Raw genomic sequence first — 25,916 nt, 5'->3', positions numbered from 1 at the left:
CGAGCACGGATCATTTCGGGAGGAAATGGGATGTTGCAACAGGGAAAGCCGCAGAGCGCTCAGCCGCTCGTCACCGTCCACAACCCGATGGGTTATCCGCCGAAGGTCAGCCGCAAGCAGCCGGCCGATCGGCCCGCCAGCCTCGACGGCAAGGTCGTCTATCTCGTCGACAGCCGCTTTGACGATTCCGTCGAGCTCCTGAAGGAGGTCGAGGCCTGGTTTGCACGCAATATGCCGTCCGTGGACGTACGGATTCGCCAGATGGCGAACACCTATTCCAAGGATGACCCGCAGCTCTGGGAAGAGATCAAGGCGAGCGGCCATGCCGTGATTATCGGCGTCGGCCATTGCAGCACCTGCGCACCGGCCGTCACCACCCACGCGATCACGCTCGAAACCAAATACGGCGTGCCGACCGCGGCGATCCATACCGAAAAATTCGACAAGGTGGTCCGCTCCGTCGCCAAAATGGGCGGGCTTTCGCAGCAGCCGCTGGTCTTCGTGCCGCAGCCGGTGATGGGAAAGACACCGGAAGAGCTGCGCGCCTATGTGGAAGGCATCGATCCGATCAGCGGCAAGCCGGTGATGAAGGAAATCATCGAGGCCCTGACCGTCGGCCTTTCGGCGGGTGCCGAGGATACGCAGTTCGAGCGCAGCACGCCGCGCCTGATTGAGCCGGATACGGAAGACAATCTCCACGTCGCCTTTTTGCGTAACAACTGGACCGACAAGCTGCCGATCATCCTGCCGACCGACGCCCGCGTCGCCGACATGCTGGCCGCGACCTCCCGCAAGCCGGACGAGGTCGTCGGCCATATGCAGCCGACTACCAATCGCGGCCTGTGGGAATACACGGTCGAGAAGGTCGCCGTGAACGCCGTCATGGCCGGCGCGTCGCCCGAATATTTTCCGGTCATCCTGGCGCTGGCGGCGGCTCAGGTCTCCGCGCGCGGATCGACCTCTTCTTCGGCGGCGGCGATGGCCGTCGTCAACGGGCCTGCTCGCAACGAGATCGGCATGAACTGCGGCGTCGGAGCGCTCGGCCCATATAGCCATGCCAATGCCACGATCGGTCGCGCCTTCGGGCTTTTGTCGCAGAACCTGCAGGGCGGCTCGGTCGTCGGCGAAACCTTCATGGGCTCGCTCGGCAACAACTATACCTACAACAACCTCACCTTTGCGGAAAACGAGGAGCGCAGCCCGTGGGAGCCACTGCATGTGCAGAAGGGTTTCGACGCCAAGGCGAGCACCGTCAGCCTCTTCCACGGCTGTCGTTCCACGACGTTCAGCCTCGGCCTGCGCAAAGAATATTGGCGCGAGCACGTCCGCGACATGCTGCTCGGCACCGATGCGATCACCGCGCCGACCCTGGTGCTCGACCCGATCTGCGCCCGGCAGTTCATCGATCGCGGCGGCTTCGTGAACAAGCAGGATCTGCTCGACTTCATCTACGAGACGGCGCAGATGCCAGCCGGCCGTTACTGGGACCTGCAGCTCGTCCAGAATTATATCTATCCCCGCGCCACCTTCGGCGAGGAGCCGATGGCGGGCAAGCTGAAGGTCGGCAAGGACGAGCTCATCCATATCTTCCGCCCGCAGGACATCAATGTCGTGGTCGTCGGCGGCGAGTCCAACGGCTACTGGCAGATTTACGGCGCGCATTACCGCACCACCGTTTCCGTCGACGATTGGCGCTGACGATGAGCCCGAACGATTACGACATCGCGGTGATCGGAGCAGGCGTTGCGGGGCTCAACGCAGCTATCGCCGCCGCCCGCCACGGTGCGCGCACGATGATCGTCGACATGCTCGGCGCCGGCGGCCAGGTGATCAATGTCGATCGCATCGACAATTTTCCGGGGCCTGCCGAAGGCATGTCCGGGTTCGAACTCGGCCCGATGCTGCAGATACAGGCGGACGAGGCAGGCGTCGAATTCGCGCTTGATACGATCGAGACAGTTTCGAAGACGGATACCGGTTTCCGCATCGCCGGCGCCGATCTCGATCTCACGGCAGGCGCAGTGATCGTCGCCGCAGGCTCCGCCAAGCGCACGCTCGGCATTCCGGGCGAAGCGGAATTCGAAGGCCGCGGCGTGTCCCACTGCGCTTCCTGCGACGGGCCGCTGATGCGCGGCAAGGACGTGTGCATCATCGGCGGCGGAGATTCGGCGCTGGATGAGGCTTTGGCGCTCGTCCCGCATGCCGCCCGCATCACCATTATCCATCACGGTTCACGTCTCACTGCCTCCGCCGCCCTGCAGGCGAAAGCGCGGGAAGCCTCCAATATCGAAGTAAGGCCCAACACGATCGTCACCGCGATCCGCGGTGACGGCGGCGTCAGTGCCATAACCGTCCGCGATCTGTCGACCGGCACAGAGAGCGATCTCCCCTGTCACGGCGTCTTCGTTTATGTCGGGCTCGAACCCAATAGCACATTCCTCGGCCAATCGGTCACGCTCGCGGCGGATGGCCGGATCGTTGTCGATCTCGACATGCAGACGTCGGTTCCGGGCATTTTCGCGGCCGGCGATATCCGCACGCGCTCTGTCGCGCATCTGGCAGCCTCCGCCGGTGACGGCGTGACGGCCGCGATTTCCGCCGTGCGTTATCTCGCAGAACGGCACGGCAATACCCAACAGGCGGAGCCGCGTTTTGCGGCGGCCGCATCGGCAGGATAGGCCCATGAACGTCCAGATCAAAGGCAAGCAGGGCAAACCGAGCGTTCGCGATGCGATCGAGCAGGACATCGTCACCGGATTCTATTCCCCCGGCGACCGGCTCGACGAGGCAGGGCTTGCGACCCGCCATCAGGTGTCGCGCACGCCGGTGCGCGAGGCGCTGATCCAGCTCAGCACCATGGGCCTCGTCAAGATGGTGCCCAATCGCGGCGCCTTCGTCACCCAGCTGACGATCACCGAGCTTGTCGAAATGTTCGAGGTGATGGGTGAACTCGAGGCGATGTGCGCCCGGCTTGCCGCCCGCCGCATCCGCCCGGAACAGCTGAAACTGCTCGAAGGGGCGCAAGCCGCCTGCGCCGCGGCTCAGCAGGCCGGCAATTCCGACGACTACTATTATGCCAATGCGGAATTCCACCGGCTGATCTACGAGGCGAGCGGCAACGGGTTCCTCGCCGAGAACGCCCATGCGCTGCAGCGGCGGCTGAAGCCCTATCGGCGCCTGCAGCTGCGGGTGCCCGGGCGCGTCAACAGTTCGCTGTCCGAGCACGAGGAGGTGCTTGCAGCGATCCGGGACCGAGACGACGCCCGCGCCCGTGATGCGATGCGCAACCACGTCGTCATCCAGGGCGAATATTTCAGCGACTTCCTGGCGTTGATGCGCCCGGTGGAGCGCCATCTGATCCCCGGCGAATGATGAGGAACATCGCCACAGGGATCGAGCGGGACGGAACGAACGCATGAAATTTTAAGCTCGGGAGGGTCGAGCTTTATGTCCGGCACGAGCCGGATCAAAGGGAGGAAAGATCATGAAGCATGCCATTACCTATGTGGCCGGCCTGGTTCCGGCATTCTTGCTGGCGGCCGGTCTTGCCGGTGCGGCTGAAATGACGGCCAGCGAAAAGCAGCTCTACGACGCCGCCAAGAAGGAAGGTTCGGTCACCTGGTACGTCTCGCAGACGACCACCGAGTTCGCCGACGGCATGTGCGGCCTGTTCAAGAAGAAGTATGCCGGCGTCGAGTGCAACGTCGTGCGCGCCTCCGGCCAGGTCATCTTCCAGCGCCTCGTGCAGGAACTGCAGGCCAAGGCCGTCCAGGGCGACCTGATGTCGACCAATGACGATGGCCAGATGGCGCAGTTGAAGGAACAGGGCGCGCTTGCCCAGTTCGCCCCTGAAAACCTCAAGGACATGGTGCCGGAGCTTCGGGCGCTCGCCGACAAGGAAAATTATTGGATCACGTCGGGCGTCTCGCCTCTTGTCATCGCCTACAACACCAAGCTGGTGACCGAGGCGGAAGCCCCGAAGAACTGGACGGATCTTGCCGATCCGAAGTGGAAGGGCCAGGTCGCCATCGGCCATCCGAGCTTTTCCGGCAGCGTCGGGCTGTGGACGGTGCTGATGAACGATCTCTACGGCTGGGACTTCTTCAAGAATATCGAAAAAAACAAGCCCCAGATCGGCCGTTCCGTGGCCGACGGTCATAACCTCGTCGCCTCGGGTGAACGCAAGGTGGCGCTGGCGCCGCTGCCGCTGATCCTGTCGGACTCGATGCTCAAAAAGGTACCGATCGGTGTCGTCTATCCGACCGACGGCGCGCTGCTGCCGCCTTCGGCAACCGCCATCTTGAAGGATGCGCCGCATCCCAACGCCGCGAGACTGTTCGAGAACTTCCTGCTCGGGCCGGAGATCGCCGAATATTTCGCCAAGGACTACCGTTACCCGCTTCGGGCCGGTGTGCCGCTGGCAGACGGCATGCGTCCGCTCAGCAGCTACAAGACGAAGTCGATCGCGACGGCCGACGGCATCAGGAAGCTGCCCGAGGTCCAGGAAAAATTCCGCGACACGTTCGGAATCTGAACCGTAACCGGGAGGCCGGCATCTGCTGGCCTCCGCCCATCACGCCCGCTGGCGTGACCTGTTTCCGACGCCTCCAGTGACAAAGCGAGCGCCGATCATGACGAGTGTTTCCCATCCCGCGGCCTCCACCTGGTCGCAAGACCGGCCGGTGAAGGTGCGTGTGCCCTGGCACCAGCGGCTGCAGCCGGCCAATCTGCTCTGGCTTTTCCTGGCCGGCATTCTGGTCGTGCTGATCGTAGCGCCGATGTGGACCCTCGTTGTCTCCAGCTTCACCGACGCCAAGACCGGCGGCTGGACGCTTCACAACTATGTCGAGGCCTATGGCAAGGAACGCCACATCACGGCGCTCACCAATACGCTGAAGATGGGCGCCGTGGTCGTGGTGCTGAAACTGGCCTTCGGGGTGCCGCTTGCCTGGGCCTGCACCCGCACCGACATGCCGGGCCGCAATTTCGTGCGCTACAGCGTGTTTGGCGCCTTCATTATGCCGCCCTATCTCGCCGGCGTCGGATGGATCCTGCTCGCCGGCCCCAATACCGGCTGGATCAACCGCGTCTGGCACAGCCTTTCCGGTTCGACCGAACCGCTGGTCAATATCTTCTCCTTCGGCGGCCTGGTGCTGGTCACCGCGATCGGCGGGTTTTTCCTCGTCTTCGTGCTGGTGAGCTCGGCTTTCGAGATGATCAATTCCGAGATGGAGGATGCCGCCAACATCCTCGGCGCCGGACCGTTCAGGACGGCGATGAAGGTGACGTTCCCACTGGTCATGCCGGCGATCATCGGCGCAGCTCTTCTGTCCTTCCTGGGCGCGATCGCGCTCTACGGGGTGCCGGCGCTGATCTCGATCCCGGCGCGCTATCCGGTCGTGGTGATCCAGCTCACGGAATTCTTCTCGTTCCCGCTGCGGATCCAGGTGGCAGCCGCCTATTCGATCCCGCTGCTGCTGATCACCGCCGCAATGCTTGGGCTGCAGAAGCTGATCCTGCGCCGCAAGGGTTATGTCTCGGTCAGCGGCAAGGGCGGCGAGCGCCGTATCGTCAAGCTCGGCAGGTGGCGCTGGGTGCTGTTTGCCTATTGCTTCTGCGTTGTTGCGCTCTCGGTGCTGATGCCGCTGTTCGTGCTGCTTCTCGCCGCCTTTTCCGACTCCTGGACCACGGGCTTCTCGTTCAGCAACCTGACGCTTGCAAATTTCCACTATGTGCTCTTTGAACATTCGAGTTCGCAGAAGGCGCTGGTAGGCAGCATCGGTCTCGGCATCGTGGCGGCGACGGTGGCGATCACGCTGGCGCTGTTCATCGCCTATATCGTCCAGCGCAGGCTGATCCCTTTCTCGGGCCTGCTCGCTTTTCTGGCGGTCTCGCCCTATGTCGTGCCCGGCATCGTGCTCGCCATCGGCTTTTATGCGGCTTACGCCCTGCCGCCGATCGCGCTTTATGGCACCTACACGATCATGGCGCTTGCCTTCATCACCCGTTTCCTGCCGATCGCCTTCACCACCAGCTCGGCCGGCGTGCGCAGCATCCATCCGGAAATGGAGGAAGCGGTGCGCATTCTCGGCGGCGGGCGGGTGACGGCGCTCCGGCATGTGGTCGGGCCGCTCCTGAAGCGCACGCTCGCCGGTGGATGGCTGCTGATCTTCGTGCCAGCCGCACAGGAACTCTCGACCGCCATCTTTCTGGTCGGTCCCACCACGCGCGTCGTTTCCGTCGTGCTGCTCGATCTCAGCGAGGAGGGCGAGCTCGAAAAGCTCGCGGCGCTGGGCTCTTTGTTGTTGATCATCATTGTCGCAGTCGTCGCCCTCGGGATGAAATATCTCGGCCGCGACTTCATGTTGAGGAGAAGCTAATGGACGGACTTGTCCTCAGGAAACTCGGCCGCCGTTTCGGTGCGGTCGATGCGGTTCTCGATTTCGACCTGCATATCAAGCCCGGCGAATTCGTCTCGCTGCTCGGTCCTTCCGGCTGCGGCAAGACGACGACGCTTCGGATGATCGCCGGCTTCATCGACCCGACCTCCGGTTCGATCGAGCTCGACGGCAAGATCCTCTCGGCGCCTTCCGGCTCCGTGCCCCCGGAAAAGCGCGGCATGTCGATGATCTTCCAGTCCTACGCGATCTGGCCGAACATGACCGTCTCGCAGAACGTCGCCTTCGGCCTCAACCTGCGGAAATTGCCCTCCGACGAAGTCAGGAAACGCGTCGGCGCGGTGCTGGAAACCGTGCGGATGAGCCATCTCGCCGACCGCTATCCGGCCGAACTCTCGGGCGGCCAGCAGCAGCGCGTGGCGCTCGCCCGCGCCGTCGTCATCCGCCCGGCGGTTCTGCTGCTCGACGAGCCGCTCTCCAATCTCGACGCAAACCTGCGCGAAGAGATGCGTTTCGAGATCAAGCGCATGCATGACGAGTTCAAGATCACCTCGGTCTACGTCACCCACGACCAGGGCGAGGCGATGGTGACCTCCGACCGCATCGCGGTGATGAACAACGGCCGCCTCGAACAGATCGACACCCCATACGCGCTCTACAGCCGGCCGAAGACACGGTTCGTGGCGAGCTTCATCGGCCGCACCAATTTCCTCTCGGGCAATTGCGGCAACCAGATGATCGACTTTGCCGGCTTCAGCGTGCCGCTCGCCCTGATCGGTGAGGAAGTAAAGGGCTCCGGACCGGTCACCGTCTCCATCCGGCCGCAGGCGTTGAAGCTTTCGGCGAAGGAGGCTCCCAGGGACAAGGCCATCAACCTCGAGGGCTTGGTTCGGCAGTCCGCGTTCCTCGGCGAGACCTGGGACTACGTCTTCCAGCCGAAGGACAGCGGGCTCCAGTTCCGCGTCGCGGCGCCGCCGGCCGATGTCTTCCAGGTCGGCGCTCCAGCCTGGCTGCAGATCGACCCGGCCCAGATCGTCCCGATCGTGGATTGACGCCTGCCTCGCCCGCTATTTCACCTTGAAACCCATCCGTCGTACCACATCGAGCAGCACGTGCCGGCCTTTCAAGGCCGGCGCGTCGGCAATGCGGCTGGCGACGACGCTGGTCCAGCCGCGCACCGCCATGCCCTGACCGGTCTGAAAGGACCGCATCGTGTCATCGTAGGTGGCAAGATCCGCTTCCGGCGGTGCTGCCTGATATTGCTCGCGATGAAGCACGAGGGACTGTGGCAGGCGCGGCTTCACCTCCGTCTCGACGGCTGAATCGGGATAACCGACGGTCATCCCGAACACCGCGAAGGCTTCCGGCGGCAGGCCGAGGATTTCGCCAACCTCGGCCGGATGGTTACGGATGCCGCCGATATAGCAGGAGCCGAGGCCGAGCGATTCCAGTGCTACCAGTGCATTCTGGGCGGCCAGCGACGCATCGATCGTCGCCAGCAGGAAACTTTCCAGGTAATCGAGACCTTCACCGGTCCTGCCCTGTTTTGTGGTGATTTTCCTCAACCGCGAGAGATCGGCGATCCACACGAGAAAGAGCGGCGCGGAGATGATCTGCGGATTGGGCGAGGCGAGTTCGGCAAGCTTTTTCCGCCGCTCGGGGTCCTCGACCGCGACGACGCTCCAAGCCTGCAGGCTGGAGGAGGTCGGCGCCGACTGGGCCGCCGCGACGATCAGCTGCAGCACGCTTTCAGGCACCGGTTTCGGCAGATAGGTGCGAACGGAGCGGTGCGAAAGGATCGCCTCGAGCGCCGTGTTCCACTCTGCCGCCGCCGCCGGCTGATCCGATCCATAACGCTGGTGCAGAAGATCGACCGTCATGGACGCAGTTTCAGGGGCGGAGGCGAAGCGGGAAACGGACATCGGAAACTCCTTGGAACAGGAAAGGGATCATGCTGGCCGTCTTCAGCCATTGTAATACCGGCCGGAGAATATCTCAGTCGCTTTCAGCGGGAAGGGTGGTGGAGGGGGATTTTGGGCACAGGTGGGAAATGCTCTTCGCTGCCATGGTAGCTTTCAGGAATCTTGTTCCAACGGCTGGCGATTTGGTCGGCGGCCGGCTAAGGCCTTGGGGAAAAGACGGATCTGGAGAATGCGATGAGTGATATCGACCGCCGCCATGCAGAGCGCCTGATGGTGCAAGCCGGCCTCGACGCCCTGGTAATCTTCCAGCCTGAAGCCTTTCGGTATGCGGTCGGCGCGCCGGCCGGTGTCGCGACCATGTGGGGCAGGGCGGGTGCCGCAATTGCGCTTGTGCCGGCCGATGCCTCGATTGGTCTCGCCGCAATCGCCAGCGACCACGCCGCCGGCTCGATCCGCAAGGCTGCGCCAGACGTGGACCTGCGCACCCATCGCGTCTGGATCGACATGCTCGATCTGACGGGCGCCGAGAGCGTCGAGCAGATCAACGCCGCCTATCGCCGGCTCGGGTCTTCCGGACCCCGGCCGGAAACGTTCGATCGGTCCGCCTGTTTTGGCCTGCTGGGCGATCTGCTGAACGAGCGTGGCCTTGATCGGGCACGGATCGGCGCCGACCTGGAATTCATGCCGACCGCCGATTTCGAGGCCCTGAAACTGGCTTTGCCGGCGGTGACCTGGACCGATGGCTCGGACGTGCTGCGCCGCCTGCGATCCGTCAAGACGCCGCGTGAGATCGAGCGGCTGCGTCGTGCCGCAAAAGCAGCGGAAGCCGGCCTCGTGCGGATGGCAGCGGTGGTGAAACCCGGCGCGTCGCTCACCGAACTCTCCTCCGCCTGGAAGTCAGGCGCCCAGGAAGCCGCGGCGGAAGGCGGCTTCGGGCTGAGCGGCCACTGGAACTTCATCTCGGTCGGCGCCGATCTTTCGGACATGTCGGCGGTCGTGACGCCGGGCGCGCTGATCAAGGCCGATGTCGGAACGCTGGTCGACGGCTACTCCTCGGACGGCGCACGCACCTTCACCCATGGCCGTGCATCGCCACTGTCGCGCGAAATCTTCAAGGCGCTGGAAAACGCTTTCGCAGCCGGGCTCGGTGAACTTCGTCCCGGCAATACGTTCGGCGCTTTGCATGCGGCCATGCTCGCCTCGATGCGCAAGGACGGCTTTGCAGAATATGATCGTGGCCATTTCGGCCATTCGGTCGGCGGCAGCGTCGGCATCGAGGAATGGCCGTTCTTCTCCGCCGGCAATCCGGAGATCATCCAGCCGAACATGGTGGTGGCGCTGGAGACGCCGTTCTACGGGCGGGGCATCGGCGCGCTGATGATCGAGGATCAGTTCCTGATCACCGAAACGGGAGCCGAGTGCATGAATACGCTGCCGCGGACATTGCGCGATCTTTCGGCAGAATAGGGCAGACGAGCAAACCGACGTTGAACCTTTGGTGCCGGTCCTGTATCGGTGTCACACCTTCGGCGATCTCGCCGGGAAGGACACCAGTCAGGCGGAATTTCGATCCTCGATGCTTACGAAAAAGGGAAAATACGGGCTCAAGGCGCTTGTCCACCTTGCACAGCTTGAGCCCGGCAAGACCGCCTTCGTCAGCGACATCGCCCAACAGAACAATATTTCCAAGAAATTCCTCGATGCTATCCTCCTGGAGCTGCGCAAGGGCGGTATGTTACGCTCGAAAAAAGGGCCCGGCGGTGGTTATGCGCTGTCCAAGCCCGCGTCGCAGATCTATGTCGGCCAGGCCGTCCGCATCCTCGATGGTCCGCTCGCGCCCATCCGCTGCGCCAGCAAGACGGCGTTCGAGCCTTGCGACGATTGCGACCATCCGGAAGATTGCCAGATCCGCCATTCGATGACGGAAGTGCGCGATGCGATCGCCTCGGTACTCGACAACATGACGCTGGAGCAGATGGTCGCCAAGCGCTCGAGCGGCCTTATCGACGACGCTCAGGCCGGCAGCAAATAGATCGAGTGCCGCGGCCGCAAGCTGATGCACACCCGGCGACAGGGCTTAGAATTGTCCATTCGGCCGCGGGACGTTGCCATTCAGGTGAAAATCGCCGATCGCGTGATGTTTCCAGCGCACCGGATCGTGCACCGTATGGGTGCGGGCATTGCGCCAATGCCGGTCGAGGTTCAGGTCTTCCTTGGTCGCGGAAGTTCCGGCAAGTTCGAACAGGCCGTTGGTGGCGTCGAGCGCGGCTTCGGTGGTCAGGATCTTTGCGGCGGCGACGGAAAGCGAGGCCTCGATCGCCGTCTCCGAGGACGGGTTGATCTGGGCGACATCGACCTTGCGACCGGCGCGCTCGAGAACCGCGCTTGCCGCCTCCAGCTTCACGGCGATCGAGCCGGTCCGCGCAATGGTCAGCGGATCGGCACTTGCCGTCTCGATGCCGACATTGCGGATGCCTCGGGATTTGCTGCGCACGAAGCCGACCATGTCGGCAAAGGCGGCGCGTGCAATCCCCAGGTCGACGGCGGCATGCAGCAGCTGGCCAAGCGAGCCGAGTGGCGCATGCCGTTCGAAACTCCGATAGTAGCTGATGACTGAATCCGGAGAAACGTAGACGTTGTCGATCAGCACGGTGCCGCTGGCCGTGGTGCGCTGGCCGAACCCGTCCCAATCGTCGACGATCGTCAGTCCTTCGGCATCGCGCGGCACGATCGCCATGACTGCTTTTCCTTCGGGATCGAGACCGAAGACCGCCACCCAATCGGCAAACAGCGCGCCGGTCGAATAATATTTGCGGCCGGTGATGCGATAGCCGAGCCCATCCGCCACCAGCCGGGTCTCGATGTCGCCGGCCGCCTTCGTTCCGGACTCGGCAAGGGCATTGCCGAAATGTTCGCCGGCCAGCGCCCGCGCGAAGAAATATTTCTTCTGCTCCTCGCTGCCGGAAAGGCGCAGGGCTTCGAGAATGGAAAAATGGTTCTGGGGGATCTGACCCACCGATGCATCGGCCTCGGACAGAATGGCGATCACCTCCGCCAGGAAAGCATTGGAAATGTCGGCGCCGCCATATTCGGCGGGCACGGTGATGCCGAGCAACCCCGACCGGGCGACCAGTTCCATCTCGTCATGCGGCAGTAGCCGCTCCCGGTCGCGAAGACTCGAACCTTCGGCGATGCGCGCCGAAAGCCCCGTCGCCACCTCGATCGCCTGGTCCTCGGTCGCGAGATATGGAGCCACTGCTCTGATCTTTCCTGCCAAATGGAAAACCCTGCTCATGTGCGCCTCCCGGATCAAGCCCGTCATTCAGCCACGTCACGGAGTCGGTGAGAAGGAATAAAGCTTCAATTGCACGGGCCGAACGACGTGAATTTTCTCTTTTTGGCGGCCGCACCGAGAGATTTGCGGATTGTCACGCCAAGTTGAGCGGAAGGGGAGAGAATTTCTCCGGGGCGAGGGGATCAACGCAACAACTTTCCTTAGCGCGCCGAACAGGAATGCCTAGTTTAAGGAAACGAGCCCGTTTTTCCCCTCAGCAGAGCGTCGTCCCATGGCAAGATCACTACACCTTACCGCCTTCATGCGTCCCGTCAGCCTGCATACCGGTGCCTGGCGTTATCCCGGCGCCTATGCGGACGCCAATTTCAATTTCGGGCATATCAAGTCCTTCATTCAGAAGCTGGAGGCAGCCAAGTTCGACGCGTTCTTCATGGCCGATCACTTGGCGGTGTTGAACATGCCGGTCGAAGCGCTGAAGCGCAGTCACACAGTGACGTCGTTCGAGCCGTTCACGCTGCTGTCGGCGCTTGCCGCGGTCACCGAGAAGATCGGCCTTGCGGCGACCGCCTCGACAACCTTCGACGAGCCCTATCATGTGGCCCGCCGGTTCGCCTCGCTTGACCATATCAGCAACGGCCGCGCCGCATGGAACATCGTCACCACGTCCAATCCGGATTCCGCCCGCAATTTCGGTCTCGACGAGCATGTGGAGCACGGCGAGCGCTACAAGCGGGCGCGCGAGTTTTACGACGTCGTCACCGGACTTTGGGACAGTTTTGCGGACGACGCCTTCATCCGCGATCGGCAAAGCGGCATCTTCTTTGATCCGGAGAAGATGCACGTGCTGGACCACAAGGGTGAGGAACTCAGCGTACGCGGGCCGCTCAATATCGCCCGGCCGGTGCAAGGCTGGCCGGTGATCGTGCAGGCCGGGCAATCGGAACCGGGACGCCAGCTCGCAGCCGAGACCGCCGAACTGGTCTTCTGTTCGCCACGCGATCTCGCAGCCTCCAAGGCGCTTTATGCGGATATCAAGGGCCGCATGGTCGCCGCCTCGCGCAACCCCGACCATCTGAAGATCCTGCCGGCTGCCTTCATCGTTGTCGGCGATACCATCGAGGAAGCGAAGGCGAAGCGGGCGAAACTCGACAGCCTGGTGCATTACGATAGCGCCATCGCCTCGCTGTCGATCGCGCTTGGCCACGATGCTTCCGGTTTCGATCCGGACGGTCCGTTGCCGGAAATTCCGGAGACCAACGCCAGCAAGTCCGGCCGCGCCCAGGTCCTCAAACTCGCCGAGCAGGAAAAACTGACGGTGCGCCAGCTTGCCCAGCGTTACGGCGGTTATTCGGGCCTCGCCTTTGTCGGAACCCCGGAAACCATCGCCGACGAGATGCAGGCCTGGCTTTCGGAAGAGGCGAGCGACGGATTTACTGTCGTTTTCCCCTACCTGCCGCAGGGTCTGGACGACGTGACGCAAAGGGTCATTCCGGAATTGCAGCGCCGCGGCATCTTCCGCCACGACTATGAAGGATCGACGCTGCGCGAACATCTCGGCCTGCCGCGGCCGGCCAACCGCTTCTTTGCCTGAGGGAACGCAACCGCAAGCGAGCTGGGATCGCTATTTCGTCGACTGCCACATTTTGGACATAACAATTTCAAATGTGTCAACGAATTAGTATAGGGTTTTGATAGACTACATTGACCGAAACGGTATTTGGCCTGAAAGTGGGGAGATATTACGCTCAACCGACTGGAGGCTGACGATGATCGCTTGTGGCTTATCCCTGTTTGGATTTGATCTGTTCGGACTGGCCCGGCGCGCGCCGGGCAGGGCGGGTGTGGACAGCACTGAACGCAAGACCTTCGAAAAGGATCGTGAGGAACTTCGCGATCCCGATCGCGAACATTCGGAGAGCTTCTTCTGGGGCATGTATCCCGTCTATTGAGACCGGCCTTCGGAGGCCGTTATCCGGACTACGCGAAAAGGCCGGCGAAGCGATCCGCTCCGCCGGCCTTTTTATGTTTGAACAGACCAGCCGATATCAGGCCGTGGGCTGCTTGGTCTTGCGCAGATAGGGCAGGACCGTATCGAACGAACCGAAGCGGGTGATTGCATCCTCGTTGGAAACGGCGGCGGTGATGATCACATCCTCACCCTGCTTCCAGTTGGCCGGCGTCGCTACCTGGTGCTTGGCAGTGAGCTGGATCGAGTCGATCGCCCGCAGGATCTCGTTGAAGTTGCGGCCGGTGGTCATCGGATAGGTGAGGATCAGCTTGATCTTCTTGTCCGGGCCGATCACGTAGACCGAGCGCACCGTCGCATTGTCGGCAGGCGTGCGGCCCTCCGAACTTTCGCCGGCTGCGGCCGGCAGCATGTCGTAGAGCTTGGCGACCTTGAGGTCGCGGTCGCCGATCAGCGGATATTCCACCTCGAAACCGGTCGCCGTCTTGATGTCGTCCTTCCACTTGCCGTGGCTTTCGACCGGATCGACGGAGATGCCAATGATCTTGACGCCGCGCTTTTTGAATTCGCCCTCAAGGCCGGCCATGGCGCCGAGCTCGGTCGTGCAGACCGGCGTGAAGTTCTTCGGATGGGAAAACAGCACGGCCCAGCCGCTGCCGATCCAGTCGTGGAAATGGATCGTGCCCTGGGTGGTCTCGGCGGTGAAATCCGGTGCTATGTCGTTGATACGAAGGCTCATGTTTCAGCTCCCTTGAATTGTTGTTTCTGCAGCGATCGGGACTTCAAAGCCGGCCCGATCAAGCGGCCGCTTGGGTCGCCTCTCAGTTATAGAGTATTTCGCGGAAACCTGCCTGTTCTTCCGGCGATCCGCTGCCCACGCTGGGCCAAAAGCAAGGAGCGGCCATTGAAAACTCCGGATCCGTGTCGTCAAGAAGGATATAGCCGCTTCAAGATTGCAGGCCGACGCAGTTTGTTCCAAAATGCCGGCAGGAAAGAGTGTAGCTTTCCAAATCACGCCGCAGCCGCATCGGTTCCATCATCCGCGTCAGGAATGAGCCTCAGCGGCGGTAGCCAAGCGCCCGGCTGATATCGTCGGCTGCACTGCGGACCATCAGCAGAAAGCCCTCGCGCTGCTCGTTGTAGCGCACCGTCGGAACGCCGAGATTGAGGGCGGCGACGACCGCGCCGTTGCCATCGAAGATCGGCGCGGCAATGCCGGTCGAGCCGGTGACGAATTCCTGGTCGTTCAGTGCATAGCCATCCCGGCGGATCTTCACGAGCATCTCGCGAATGCGCTCGATATCGGTGACGGTGTAGCGGGTATAGGAGAGCAGTTGGACACGGGAAAGATAGTGTTCCAGCGCCTCCTTCGGCGTGAAGGCGAGCAACACGCGACCGGTCGCGGTGCAATAGGCTGCGATCGCCGCATCGAGGTTGACGTCGTAGCGTACACGATGGCGGCTGACGCATTTCGCCAGCCGCCTGATGTCGCAATGGGCGTTCATCGTCGCCAGCAGGATGGTCTCGCCGGACTCGTCGCGCAGCTTTTCCATGAACGGTTTTGCCACCACGACCAGCGGCTCTTCATGGCGCCTGAACGGAAAGCCGTGCCGGCTCGCCTCGACCAGCATATAGCGGCCGGCATCGTCCCGGACCACGTGGCCACGGGCAGCCAACGTCTGGACGAGGCCGTGCGCGCTGCTTTTGGGGAAAGAAAGATCGCGCACGATCTGGGTGAGCGGCACCGCCTCCCGCCGGGAGGCCATATATTCCAGCAGATCGAGAATCCGGCCGGCGCTTTTGATTTCGGAGTTCATATATGTGAACGAAACCCCCATTGATGGTTATCGGATCGGCTCATAACAATTCTGCCTAGAAAGCAGCCACTCGCATTTTCGAGTGTCGCGCTGATAGGATGAACGATCTCATGAATGCGCCGAATAAGCAAAATGATGTCTCCGAACCCTGGACCTGGCCGGATAGTGTCTGGCAGCAGAAGGTTCAGAAGGTACGCGCCGGGCGTTCCCTTAAGCCTGCGAAATGGAAAAACGGCGCACGCATGGCAGTCGCATTGTCCTTCGATTCCGATCACGAGACGATGGAACTGAAGAATGGCGGCATATCCTTTGGCAAGATGAGTCAGGGCCAGTATGGTGCACGCTCCGGCATGCCGCGCATTCTGCGCTTTCTGGAAAAGTACTCCGTTCCCGCCTCCTTCTTCATGCCGGCCGTCTCGGCGATGATCAACGCTGAGGAAGTGAAGACCGTCGTCTCTGCCGGCCACGAGCTCGGAATCCATAGCTGGATCCACGAATTCAATTCCCGCCTTGACGAGGTGACCGAACGCGACCTGGCGCTACGCGCCTCCGACACGCTCGAACGCCTGTCCGGCATCCGCCCCGTCGGCATGCGCACCGCGTCCTGGGATTTCAGCCCCTATACGCTGAAGATCGCCCGCGAGATGGGCCTGCTCTACGATTCCTCGCTGATGGCCGACGAGGAGCCTTACGAGCTTCTGGAGGACGGCGAGCCGACCGGCGTGGTCGAGATCCCCGTCGAGTGGATCCGCGACGACGCACCTTACGTGGCGATGGACCGGATGACCGGCGCGCGACCTTACGGCGGCCCGGCCATGGTTTTCGACATCTTCGCCCGCGAGCTCGAAGTCGCCTGGGAAGAGGGCGGGCTGTTCCAGCTCACCATGCACCCGCATCATATCGGGCACCGTTCACGCATCTTCATTCTGGAAGAGATCATTCGGCTCGCCAAGTCGAAGGGCGACGTCTGGTTCTGCACCCATGCGGAACTGGCGCGCTACTGTGCCGACGAGGCCGGGCTCAAGACCGGCGCGAAGGCGGCGTAAACAGTTCTTGAATACAGCAGCAACAACAATGAGGGTAAGGGAATGTCTGCCAAATTCGCATCCATAGCCGCCGTGCTACTGGCGCTCACCGCGTCGACTGCGCTTGCGCAAACCAAGGAAACGCTGACCATCGACCTGCCGAACGATGCGGCCACGCTTGATCCGCATCTGCAGTGGAACACCGACAGTTATTCGATCTACCGCAATATCTTCGACAACTTGCTGACGCGCGATGTGAAGGGCGAGATCGTCCCGCAGATCGCCAAGTCCTGGAAATACCTCGACGACAAGACGATCGAATTTCAGATCCGCGACGACGTGACCTTCCAGGACGGTACGAAACTGACAGCTGAGGATGTTGCGTTTTCTATCAACCGCATCATCGACCCGAAGCTGAAGAGCCCGCAGCTTTCGCAGTTCGACCAGATCGCCAAGGCCGAGGCGGTGAGCCCGACCGTCGTCAAGATGACCACCAAGTCACCCTATCCAGCGCTGCTCGCCCAGCTGGTCAAGCTTTCGATTGTGCCCAAGGCCTATGTCGAGAAGGTCGGCGACCAGGAATTCAACCTGAAGCCGCTCGGCTCCGGCCCCTACAGGATGGCAAAGTGGCAGAAGGGCGTGCAGACCGAGCTCGAGGCCTATGGCAGCTACTGGCGCGCCAAGCCGCCGTTCCAGAAGGTGGTCTTCCGCACCGTTCCGGACGTCTCGACCCGTATCGCCGACCTCAAGACCGGCAAGGCCGACCTCGTCCGCGACGTGCCGCCGGATCAGGCCGAAAGCATCAAGAGCGACAGCAATTCGCAGGTCCTGTCGGTTCCGACCGAGCGCATCGGCTATCTCTTCATCAATGCCCAGGGCGGCGTTACCAAGGACGTCCGCGTCCGCCAGGCGATTGCCTATGCGATCGACCGCCAGGCGCTCGTCGAGGCGCTGCTCGAAGGATACGGCAAGCCGGTCGAAGTCCTCGGCGCCGAGCCGGTCTTCGGCTACACCGACAAGATCAAGGGTTATGAATACAACCTCGACAAGGCGAAGGAACTGGTGAAGGCCGCCGGCGCGGAAGGCGCGACCGTCGAATTCCTGACCTCTCCCGCTTATAGCCGCGCCACCGTCGAAGCCATTCAGCAGATGGTCAACGAAGCCGGCCTCAAGGTGGAGATCTCGTCCAGCGACCAGGCGACCTTCCTGAAGCGCCGCCAGGGCGATCCCGCCAATGCCGGCGGTCTTGCCTTCGGCGCCTGGTCCTGCGCCTGCCAGGACGTCGATGGCGTGATCTTCCCGCTGTTCCGCACCGGCAGCATCTGGGCAAAGTACTCGAACCCGAAGTTCGATGAAGCGGTAGACAAGGCACGCGTCATCCTCGACCAGAAGGAGCGTCTGAAGCTCTACGAACAGGCCTACCAAGTCCTGAAGGACGACGTTCCGGGCATGGGCCTCTATCAGGCCTATGCGCTCTACGGAGCCGCCAAAAAGCTGAAGTGGCAGCCGACCGCCAATGAAGCCATGTTCGTCATGGACATGAGCTGGCAGCAGTAAAAGACAGGTAACGAGATCATGTTGAGATACGCCGTCGAGCGTTTGATACAGGCGATCATTGCGATCTTCGGCGTTCTCACCATCGTCTTCGTCGTTATGCATCTCTCGGGCGACCCCACCCTGTTGCTGGTGCCGCAGGACGCATCGGCCGAGATGATCGCCCAGTTGCGCAGCCAACTCGGTTTCGACCGGCCGATCTGGGTGCAATATCTCGAATATCTGGGCGGCCTTGCGCATTTTGACTTCGGCATTTCCGTCGTTCAGCGGGTGCCGGCATTCGATATCGTCGTTTCGCGTGTGCCCTATACGGCGATGCTTGCCGCCGGCGCGCTGGTGGTGGCGATTGGCATGGGCATTCCGGCTGGCATCATCATGGCGACCAGGCGCGGCGGCTGGCTCGAACGGCTTCTGACGGCGATCGTGGTCACCGGCCAGAGCGTGCCGACCTTCCTCTCCGGCATCGTGCTGATCTTCCTCTTCGGCGTGACGCTGCGCTGGCTGCCGACCTCCGGCTCCGGCGATTTCGCCTCGCTGGTCATGCCGTCGCTAGCGCTCGGCGCGATCTCGATGTCGACCTTTGCCCGCATGACCCGCATTTCGATCATCGACGAACTCGGCAAGGATTATGTCAGGGCAGGGCGCGCCCGCGGCCTGTCGCTCGGCTCCGTTGTGTTCCGCCATGTGCTGCGCAATGCCGCGATCCCGGTCATCACTATTGCCGCACTCGAAATCGGCAACCTGCTTGCCGGTGCTGTCATCGTCGAGACGGTATTCGCCTGGCCGGGCATCGGCCAGCTCGCCATCCAATCCATCCAGTCGCGCGACTTCCTGGTCGTCCAGGTGATCGTGCTGCTGATTTCCTTCGTTTATGTGCTGACCAGCGTGATCGCGGATTTCGTCTACGCGCTCGTCGATCCGCGCATCCGTCTGGTCCGATAAGGAGAAGGCTTTGAGCACCGCCGTCCTCGCCCTTAGCCAGCGCCTTCGCCGGGTCCCTCTCTCGGTCATCGTCGTATCGGTCATCTTCCTGGTGATCGTGCTGCTGGCGATCTTCGCGCCCTGGGTGGCGCCAGCCGATCCCAACCGGCAGAACCTGCTCGGCCGCCTGAAACCGCCGGGCTTCGAGATACGCGGCATCACCTACTGGCTCGGTACCGACGACCTCGGCCGCGATCTGCTGTCTCGCACGCTCTATGGGGCAGGGGTCTCGCTGTCGGTCGCGGTGCTGTCGGTGGTCGTCTCGTCGCTGGTCGGCGTCACGCTCGGCATGATCGCCGGCTGGTTCCGCGGCAAGATCGAGATCCTGATCATGCGCCTCGTCGACATCATGATGTCGATCCCGGCGATCCTGCTGGCGGTGCTCACCGTCGCGGTACTCGGCCCGGGCTTCCTGAAACTGGTCCTGGTGCTCGGCCTGACCCGCTGGCCGCGTTATACCCGCGTCGCCTATGCCCAGACACTGCAGGTGGCGAACCTGCCGTTCATCAAGGCCTCCGAGCTTGCGGGGGCAGGGGCGACACGCATTCTCTTCCATCATATCCTGCCGAATATCGCCGGCCCGGTGCTGATCGTTGCCACCGCCGAGTTCGGCCTGATGATCCTGATGGAAGCGGGCCTTTCCTTCCTCGGCCTCGGCATCCAGCCGCCGGCCTCGAGCTGGGGCTCGATTATGAGCGTCGGTCGTCAATACATCGAGCGGGCCTGGTGGATCGTCGCCTTTCCGGGCGCCTGTCTCTTCCTGCTCGTCTTTTCCGTCAACGTGCTTGGCGACTGGTTGCGAGACCAGCTCGACCCACGTTCCCGTACCCGTTGAGTCTTTTGGCGCGTTGAGGTTTTAAGTCATGGAATTCGAAAACAAGACCATCGTCATCACCGGCGCCGCCGGGATTTTCGGCCGCTGGATCGCCGCCTATTTCGCCGCGCAAGGCGCCACGCTCTGCCTCAGCGACGTCCGCATGGACGGGCTGGAAAAGGCGGTCTCCGAGCTCGGGCTCGACCGCTCCAAAGTGCTGCTGCATGCGACCGAGCTGATCAGCGACGTCTCGATGCTCGAACTCGTCGATCTCGTGAAGCGCGAATGGAAGGCGCCCGACATTCTCGTCAACAACGCCGGCATCTATACCCGTTTCAGCCTGTTGGAGATGGAATTCTCCGACTGGGACCGCGTCTTCGGCGTCAACCTGCGTGCGCCTTTCGTGCTGTCACGCGAGTTCGCCAGGCTGATGATCGCGGAGGGCAAGGCCGGCTCGATCGTCAACATCTCCTCGGGTGCCGCCCGCAAGATGAACCAGAATTCCGTCCCCTATTGCACGTCGAAGACAGCCATCGAACGCCTGTCTAAGGGGTTTGCTATGGAGCTCGCCGAATACGGTATCCGCGTCAATGTCGTCGAGCCGGGCTTCGCGCCGGGCAGCGAAGTCAGCGAGCTTTCCGACGAATACGTCAGCAACATGCTGAAGAACATTCCGCTCGGCCGCGCCAGTGGCCCCGAGGATGCGCCGGGCGCGATCGCCTATCTCTGCTCGGACAAGGCCGCCTTCATCACCGGCGCCGTGATCAGCGTCGATGGCGGCAATTCGATCGGCAATTACAAGCGCCCCGAACGGGCGAAGACGGCAGGCTGAGGAGAAATGATGGACGCCGCCGCCAATCCGCTGCTTTCCGTCGACAGGCTGACCATCGATATCGGTGGCGCCAACGTCGTCGACGACATCTCCTTCACCGTCGCGCCCGGCAAGGTCATGGCGCTGGTGGGCGAGTCCGGCTGCGGCAAGTCGCTGACCTCCTATGCAATGCTCGGCCTGCTGCCGCCGGCTGCGAGACGCACCGCCGGCCGGATCATGCTCGAAAACACCGACCTTGCAGCCCTCTCGGAACGGCAGTTCCGCAAGGCACGGGGAAAAGACATCTCGATCATCTTCCAGGAACCGAGTGCTTCGCTCGACCCGCTGACGACGGTCGGTTCGCAGATTGCCGAGGCCTACCGGGTCCACCATAGCGTATCTAAAGCGGAAGCCTATGAGAAGGCGCGGCAGATGCTGGTCGATGTCGGCATTCCCGACCCGACCCGGCGGCTGGATCAATATCCGTTCGAACTCTCCGGCGGCATGTGCCAGCGCATCATGATCTCGATCGCGCTGATCTGCGGCCCGCGCGTGCTGGTCGCCGACGAGCCGACCACCGCGCTCGACGTGACCATCCAGGCGCAGATCCTCGACCTGATGAAGAAGCTGGTCGCCGACCGCGGCACCGCGATCGTGCTGATCACCCACGACATGGGCGTGGTTGCCGACATCGCCGACGACGTGGCGGTCATGTATGCCGGCCGCATCGCTGAAATCGCGCCGGTGCACGATCTCTTCCGGCAGCCGAAGCATCCGTACACAGCCCTGCTGCTTGCCAGCGTGCCTAAGCTCGATGATGCGCCGAAGGCGGACCTCGCGACCATCGAGGGGACGGTACCCACGCCGAACGAATTCGGCGTGGGTTGCCGTTTCACCGAACGCTGTCCGCTGGCGACCGACAAGTGTCGCACCGAACAGCCACCGCTTTTCGATTGCGGCGGAGGCCATCGTTCCGCCTGCTGGCATATCGACCGCATGGCGGAAATCCGCGAGGTGGCGGCATGAGCGAGCAACAGAACGCACTCGAAATCCACGACGTCGCGGTCCATTTCGGCGGCCGCGGCGGACTGCTCGGCAAGTCGGGCCCGGTGGTCAAGGCCGTCAATGGCGTCGACCTCGATATCGCCCGCGGCGAGACGGTGGCGCTGGTCGGCGAATCCGGCTGCGGCAAGTCGACGCTTTCCAATACCATTGTCGGCCTGCAGGCTCCCATTTCGGGAAGCGTGCGGATCAGCGGCGACGAAGTGGTCGGCGCCAATCGCCGCGAGCTCAACGACATCCGCCGCAAGGTGCAGATGATTTTTCAGGATCCGGCGCTGTCTCTCGATCCGCGCTCGACCGTTGGCGCGACGATCGGCGAGCCGCTGATCGTGCGCGGCGTCGCCAGGGGGAGGGCACTGAAGGAACGGGTCGCGACGCTGCTGCAGCAGGTGGGCCTGCGGCCCGAACACGCGGACCGCTACCCGCACCAGTTTTCCGGCGGCCAGCGGCAGCGCGTGGTGATCGCAAGAGCCTTGGCGCTGGAGCCGGATCTGCTGATCTGCGATGAGCCGGTCTCGGCGCTCGACGTTTCTGTTCGCGCCCAGATCCTCAACCTGCTGGTGGCGCTGCAGAAGCGCACCGGCGTTTCCTATCTCTTCGTCAGCCATGACCTCGGCGTGGTGCGGCATATCTGCGACCGGGTCGTCGTCATGTATCTCGGCCGCTTCGTCGAGATGGCCGATCGCGACACCTTCTTCGCCAATCCGAAACATCCCTATACCAAGGCGCTGATGTCGGCCGTGCCGGAAGCCGACCCGGAGGTGCAGCGCGCCAAGCAGCGCTTTATCCTCAGCGGCGAACTGCCAAGTCCTTCAAACATCCCGTCCGGCTGCGCATTCCATACGCGCTGCCCGCTGGCGACCGAAATCTGCTCGAAAGAGCGGCCGGAACTGACGCCGCGTGCCGATGGCGCGCGCGTCGCTTGTCACCACGCCTAAGAAGCCATCGCGCATGAGAGACTGACATGACTGACGCCCAGGCACACGAAACCCTCCGGCTGGCTGGCCTCGATGTCCAGGCAGAAATCCGCATCGACCGCTGGGGCATCCCGCATATCAAGGCGGCGAGCGAAAAGGACCTGTTCTTCGTCCAGGGTTTCAATGCCGCCCGGGACCGGCTGTGGCAGCTTGACCTGTGGCGCAAGCGCGGCCTCGGTCTTCTCGCCGCCGACTTCGGCCCCGGTTACCTGGCGCAGGACCACGCCGCCCGGCATTTTCTCTATCGCGGAGACATGGCCCCCGAATGGACGTCCTACGCGCCGGACACGCAGGCGATCTGCACCGCCTTTGCCGCCGGCATCAATGCCTATGTCGCGCTTTGCGAGGCGGAGCCGGCTCGCTTGCCGCCAGAATTCGCTGTTTTCGGCACCAGGCCGTCACGCTGGCAGCCGGCGGACGTGGTGCGAATCCGCAGCCATGCGCTGACCCGTAACGGCATTTCGGAAATCCTGCGCGCCAACATCATGGCGCTTGCGGACGCAGAGACCGACCTGCTGCGCTTCGAGCTCGATCCCCCGGTCTCGCCGACGCCGGAGGAGGGGATTTCACTCGCCGATATCCCGCTCGTCGCGACGCGTCTGTTCAAGCTCGCCACAGCCGCCGTCACCTTCGACAAGGCAAGGCTTGCCGCAACGCTCGACGATGTCTGGAAATGGACCGAGGTCACCGATCTCGGCGATATCGTCCAGGCGATCGCGGAGGAGGGGTCCAACAATTGGGCGGTCCACGGCTCCCGCACCGAGACCGGCCGGCCCATCCTTGCAACCGATCCGCACCGAGCCCATGCCGTGCCGTCGTTGCGTTATCTCGTCCATCTCGAGGCTCCCGGCCTCAATGTCATCGGCACCGGCGAACCGACCGCGCCCGGTGTCTCGCTCGGCCATAACGACCGCACCGCCTTCGGCCTCACCATCTTCGGCGCGGACCAGGAAGACGTCTATGTCTACGAGACCAAGGACGGCGATCCGGAACAGTATCGTTACGCCGATGGCTGGGAGAAGATCACCCGCATCGAGGAGAGTTTCCCGGTCAAGGGCTATCCCGACCAGACCCTGACGCTTTCGTTCACCCGCCACGGCCCGATCCTCCACGAGAACCGGAAGATCCGCCAGGTGATCGCCATGCGCACTGTCTGGCTGGCGCCCGGTTCGGCCGCCTATCTCGGCAGCCTGTCCTATATGCGCAGCGGCTCCGTCCAGGCATTTTCGCAGACGCTCGGATCCTGGGGCACGCCTTCGGTCAATCACGTCAGTGCAGATGTTGACGGCAATATCGGCTGGTTCACCGCCGGCTTCACGCCGGTGCGACGAAATTGGGAAGGCCTTTTGCCCGTGCCCGGCGACAGCTCCCACGAATGGGACGGTTTCCTGTCCGCCGGGGAGCTTCCGCGCAAGTACAATCCCTCCGAAGGTTTCGTTGCCTCGGCCAACGAGATGAACCTGCCGGCCGACCGCGACCCAAGCGCTCCATCGATCGGCCACGAATGGGCGGAGGTCAGCCGTGCCCAGCGCATCAAGTCGGTCCTGCGCGTCGATCCCAAACATACGTTGAAAGCCTCGATGGCTTTGCAGACCGATGTGTATTCCCGGCCGGCTGCGACCATCTGCGCCGTGCTTCAACAAGCTGCCAGCCGCCAAACGCTGGATGACCGGCAGGAACATGCCACAGAGCTTTTCAACGGCTGGGATTATCGTCTCGAAGCGGGGAGTGCGGCGGCAGCGCTCTTCGAAGTCTGGTGGATGAAGCACCTGCGGCCGGCACTGCTGGCAAGGTTCGCACCGAACCCGACCGTCCGCCAGTTGCTGCTGCCCGGCGATGTCGACCGCATGCTGGTGCTGCTCAGCGAACCCGGCACGCACTGGGATGCCGCCGAACGCGACGCCATGCTGCTATCGACGCTTTCCGGCGGCTTTGCAGATTGCGAAAACAGGCTCGGTGCCGAGCCGGAAGCCTGGCGCTGGGGCGACCTGCACCGCGCGCTCTTCGAACACGCGACCAGCCGCATCAAGACCGAAGATGCCACCGACTGGAATGTCGGCCCGCTGCCCGTCGGCGGCAGCCGTTCGACGCCCATGCATGCAGGCTATCGGATGGGCGATTTCGGCGTCAACGCCGGCGCCTCGGTCCGCCTCGTCATGGATGTCGGCGACTGGGACAACAGCGTTTGCATCAACACACCCGGCCAGTCCGGCGATCCCCGTTCGCGTCATTACGGGGACCTGGCTAGTATTTGGTCGAAAGGCGAATACGTGCCGCTCCTCTACAGCGAAGCCCGCATCGCCCGGGAAACAATCCACCGCATTATGCTTCTTCCGGGTTGAGCAGGCGGGGAAGGAGGTTGGTGAATACGCTTTGTCGGATGTGTCTTGTCGCGCGCCTGCAGAAGATCAACCATCTCATGATGCTCCCGAGCCGATTGCTCAATTCGCGCCCGCGTCTTCCACTGGGAAACGGGAGCGGAAGATGTGCACTGTCCGAGTTCGGCGATAATCCCACCCAGTTCGTCGTTACCGATAGCTGCACGAAAGCCCGATGGAGGTGTGCTGGCGCTTGAATGTCGACGGTACCCGAAGCCGAGCGGCGGGTAGCTCATCCCTTTATCGTCAACCACTTGAGGTTCCGATTGGGCCCAGTCATGTTCTGGCAATGAGGCAGGAGCTCGCTCTGACACCGTCGCAACTGGAACTCGCGCAGGAGCTGTTCGAAAAAATGCAGCGGACCGCATGGGAGGGTCAAGAGGCACTAAGAAAAATCTGCGATACTCCGTCGCGGCAGCGGAAGAAATAGTCCTCTTCACAGTTTGCTCGCTCTATGCGAACATCTACGCATGGTCGCAATCAACGCGTTCCGGCGCTTCCTTCTGCTGTTTTCTGTCCTGGGGCTACTCGTAGCCCCAGCCAGCATCGGCACGGCCACGGCGGCAATGACGGCTTCCGTATCGCAAGTTGAGATGGTTATGGACGGCGACATGCCGTGCTGCCCCGAAGAGCAGCCAGTACAGAAGGCGGATTGCGGAAAGCCGTGCCCGCTTGCATTGATCTGCTCGACCAACCTGCTGGGTAATTTCGGCGCAAGCGTGAGTTGGTCTGTCTCCTTGCGCCTCAGCAGCCTTTCTTTCCCGCCTCCGAGGGAAAACCAGCATCGTTCGGCGACACCCGAACCGCCTGCGCGTCCCCCGAAGGCCTGATCTCACCCCAATCTCTTTGAACCGGCACTCCTGAACGGAGCTGCTTGTTTTCCGTATTGAGGAGCGGCGCTCAGCGTACGCTCTGG

At 62.6% G+C, this 25,916-nt stretch carries 22 protein-coding genes; 18 read left to right on the top strand and 4 right to left on the bottom strand.

All coding sequences use genetic code 11. From position 1 onward, the window contains the following. The first annotated feature begins 30 nt into the window (after window positions 1-30). From ACSQ3G_RS26345 to ACSQ3G_RS26320, 6 genes are all read left to right on the top strand, one after another. Complete coding sequence (locus tag ACSQ3G_RS26345; RefSeq protein WP_436112338.1) at window positions 31-1,698, top strand: UGSC family (seleno)protein; 1,668 nt, start codon at window positions 31-33, stop codon at window positions 1,696-1,698. 2 nt (window positions 1,699-1,700) lie between these two features. Then, a complete protein-coding gene (locus ACSQ3G_RS26340; protein WP_436112337.1) occupies window positions 1,701-2,678 on the top strand; it encodes an NAD(P)/FAD-dependent oxidoreductase in 978 nt (325 codons plus the stop codon). A gap of 4 nt (window positions 2,679-2,682) precedes the next feature. Beyond that, entirely contained in the window at window positions 2,683-3,372 is a 690-nt protein-coding gene (locus ACSQ3G_RS26335) for a GntR family transcriptional regulator (RefSeq protein ID WP_436112336.1), read from the top strand. 112 nt (window positions 3,373-3,484) lie between these two features. Beyond that, entirely contained in the window at window positions 3,485-4,534 is a 1,050-nt protein-coding gene (locus ACSQ3G_RS26330; RefSeq protein ID WP_436112335.1) for an ABC transporter substrate-binding protein, read from the top strand. Between the two features lie 97 nt (window positions 4,535-4,631). Further along, window positions 4,632-6,380 (top strand): ABC transporter permease, encoded by a 1,749-nt coding sequence (locus ACSQ3G_RS26325; protein WP_436112334.1) that lies wholly within the window; start codon window positions 4,632-4,634, stop codon window positions 6,378-6,380. Further along, on the top strand, window positions 6,380-7,450 hold the full coding sequence (locus ACSQ3G_RS26320; RefSeq protein WP_436112333.1) for an ABC transporter ATP-binding protein: 1,071 nt from the start codon (window positions 6,380-6,382) through the stop codon (window positions 7,448-7,450). The genes ACSQ3G_RS26325 and ACSQ3G_RS26320 overlap by 1 nt, the downstream gene beginning before the upstream one ends. Window positions 7,451-7,465: 15 nt before the next feature. On the opposite strand, the gene ACSQ3G_RS26315 is transcribed toward ACSQ3G_RS26320, so the two are convergent. After that, a complete protein-coding gene (locus ACSQ3G_RS26315; protein WP_436112332.1) occupies window positions 7,466-8,320 on the bottom strand; it encodes an NADPH-dependent oxidoreductase in 855 nt (284 codons plus the stop codon). Between the two features lie 234 nt (window positions 8,321-8,554). On the opposite strand from ACSQ3G_RS26315, the gene ACSQ3G_RS26310 reads away from it, so the two are divergent. Continuing rightward, the gene (locus ACSQ3G_RS26310) at window positions 8,555-9,787 is read left to right on the top strand and encodes a M24 family metallopeptidase (protein ID WP_436112331.1); all 1,233 of its coding nucleotides are present in this window, start codon (window positions 8,555-8,557) and stop codon (window positions 9,785-9,787) included. A 109-nt stretch (window positions 9,788-9,896) separates the two neighbouring features. Then, entirely contained in the window at window positions 9,897-10,352 is a 456-nt protein-coding gene (locus ACSQ3G_RS26305; RefSeq protein ID WP_436112330.1) for an RrF2 family transcriptional regulator, read from the top strand. Between the two features lie 45 nt (window positions 10,353-10,397). On the opposite strand, the gene ACSQ3G_RS26300 is transcribed toward ACSQ3G_RS26305, so the two are convergent. Then, window positions 10,398-11,615: an SfnB family sulfur acquisition oxidoreductase gene (locus ACSQ3G_RS26300; protein WP_436112329.1), complete on the bottom strand. Its 1,218-nt coding sequence runs from the start codon at window positions 11,613-11,615 to the stop codon at window positions 10,398-10,400. Window positions 11,616-11,886: 271 nt separating this feature from the next. Here ACSQ3G_RS26300 and ACSQ3G_RS26295 point away from each other — a divergent pair, with 271 nt between their 5' ends. Next, on the top strand, window positions 11,887-13,206 hold the full coding sequence (locus ACSQ3G_RS26295) for an LLM class flavin-dependent oxidoreductase (RefSeq protein ID WP_436112328.1): 1,320 nt from the start codon (window positions 11,887-11,889) through the stop codon (window positions 13,204-13,206). A gap of 454 nt (window positions 13,207-13,660) precedes the next feature. On the opposite strand, the gene ACSQ3G_RS26290 is transcribed toward ACSQ3G_RS26295, so the two are convergent. Beyond that, window positions 13,661-14,320: a peroxiredoxin gene (locus ACSQ3G_RS26290; RefSeq protein WP_037083730.1), complete on the bottom strand. Its 660-nt coding sequence runs from the start codon at window positions 14,318-14,320 to the stop codon at window positions 13,661-13,663. Between the two features lie 319 nt (window positions 14,321-14,639). After that, on the bottom strand, window positions 14,640-15,398 hold the full coding sequence (locus ACSQ3G_RS26285; protein ID WP_436112327.1) for an IclR family transcriptional regulator: 759 nt from the start codon (window positions 15,396-15,398) through the stop codon (window positions 14,640-14,642). Window positions 15,399-15,508: 110 nt separating this feature from the next. On the opposite strand from ACSQ3G_RS26285, the gene ACSQ3G_RS26280 reads away from it, so the two are divergent. From ACSQ3G_RS26280 to ACSQ3G_RS26240, 9 genes are all read left to right on the top strand, one after another. After that, window positions 15,509-16,444, top strand: a complete 936-nt coding sequence (locus ACSQ3G_RS26280) for a polysaccharide deacetylase family protein (RefSeq protein WP_436112326.1) — start codon at window positions 15,509-15,511, stop codon at window positions 16,442-16,444. Window positions 16,445-16,486: 42 nt separating this feature from the next. Further along, complete coding sequence (locus ACSQ3G_RS26275; protein ID WP_436112325.1) at window positions 16,487-17,980, top strand: ABC transporter substrate-binding protein; 1,494 nt, start codon at window positions 16,487-16,489, stop codon at window positions 17,978-17,980. Between the two features lie 18 nt (window positions 17,981-17,998). Beyond that, window positions 17,999-18,919 (top strand): ABC transporter permease, encoded by a 921-nt coding sequence (locus ACSQ3G_RS26270; protein ID WP_105420535.1) that lies wholly within the window; start codon window positions 17,999-18,001, stop codon window positions 18,917-18,919. Between the two features lie 10 nt (window positions 18,920-18,929). After that, a complete protein-coding gene (locus ACSQ3G_RS26265; protein ID WP_436112324.1) occupies window positions 18,930-19,793 on the top strand; it encodes an ABC transporter permease in 864 nt (287 codons plus the stop codon). Between the two features lie 28 nt (window positions 19,794-19,821). Beyond that, a complete protein-coding gene (locus ACSQ3G_RS26260; RefSeq protein ID WP_436112323.1) occupies window positions 19,822-20,604 on the top strand; it encodes an SDR family NAD(P)-dependent oxidoreductase in 783 nt (260 codons plus the stop codon). 6 nt (window positions 20,605-20,610) lie between these two features. Next, window positions 20,611-21,609, top strand: a complete 999-nt coding sequence (locus ACSQ3G_RS26255; protein WP_436112322.1) for an ABC transporter ATP-binding protein — start codon at window positions 20,611-20,613, stop codon at window positions 21,607-21,609. Next, the gene (locus ACSQ3G_RS26250) at window positions 21,606-22,583 is read left to right on the top strand and encodes an ABC transporter ATP-binding protein (RefSeq protein WP_436112321.1); all 978 of its coding nucleotides are present in this window, start codon (window positions 21,606-21,608) and stop codon (window positions 22,581-22,583) included. The genes ACSQ3G_RS26255 and ACSQ3G_RS26250 overlap by 4 nt, the downstream gene beginning before the upstream one ends. Window positions 22,584-22,609: 26 nt before the next feature. Next, a complete protein-coding gene (locus tag ACSQ3G_RS26245) occupies window positions 22,610-24,964 on the top strand; it encodes a penicillin acylase family protein (RefSeq protein WP_436112320.1) in 2,355 nt (784 codons plus the stop codon). A 506-nt stretch (window positions 24,965-25,470) separates the two neighbouring features. After that, on the top strand, window positions 25,471-25,830 hold the full coding sequence (locus ACSQ3G_RS26240; RefSeq protein ID WP_436112319.1) for a hypothetical protein: 360 nt from the start codon (window positions 25,471-25,473) through the stop codon (window positions 25,828-25,830). The last annotated feature ends 86 nt before the right edge of the window (window positions 25,831-25,916 follow it).

Origin of the sequence: Neorhizobium tomejilense (genome assembly GCF_964254135.1) — a bacterium.
Classification (GTDB): Bacteria; Pseudomonadota; Alphaproteobacteria; order Rhizobiales; family Rhizobiaceae; genus Neorhizobium; species Neorhizobium tomejilense.
Note: the sequence above shows the minus strand (reverse complement) of the source record. Positions and strands in the feature narration are given on the sequence as shown.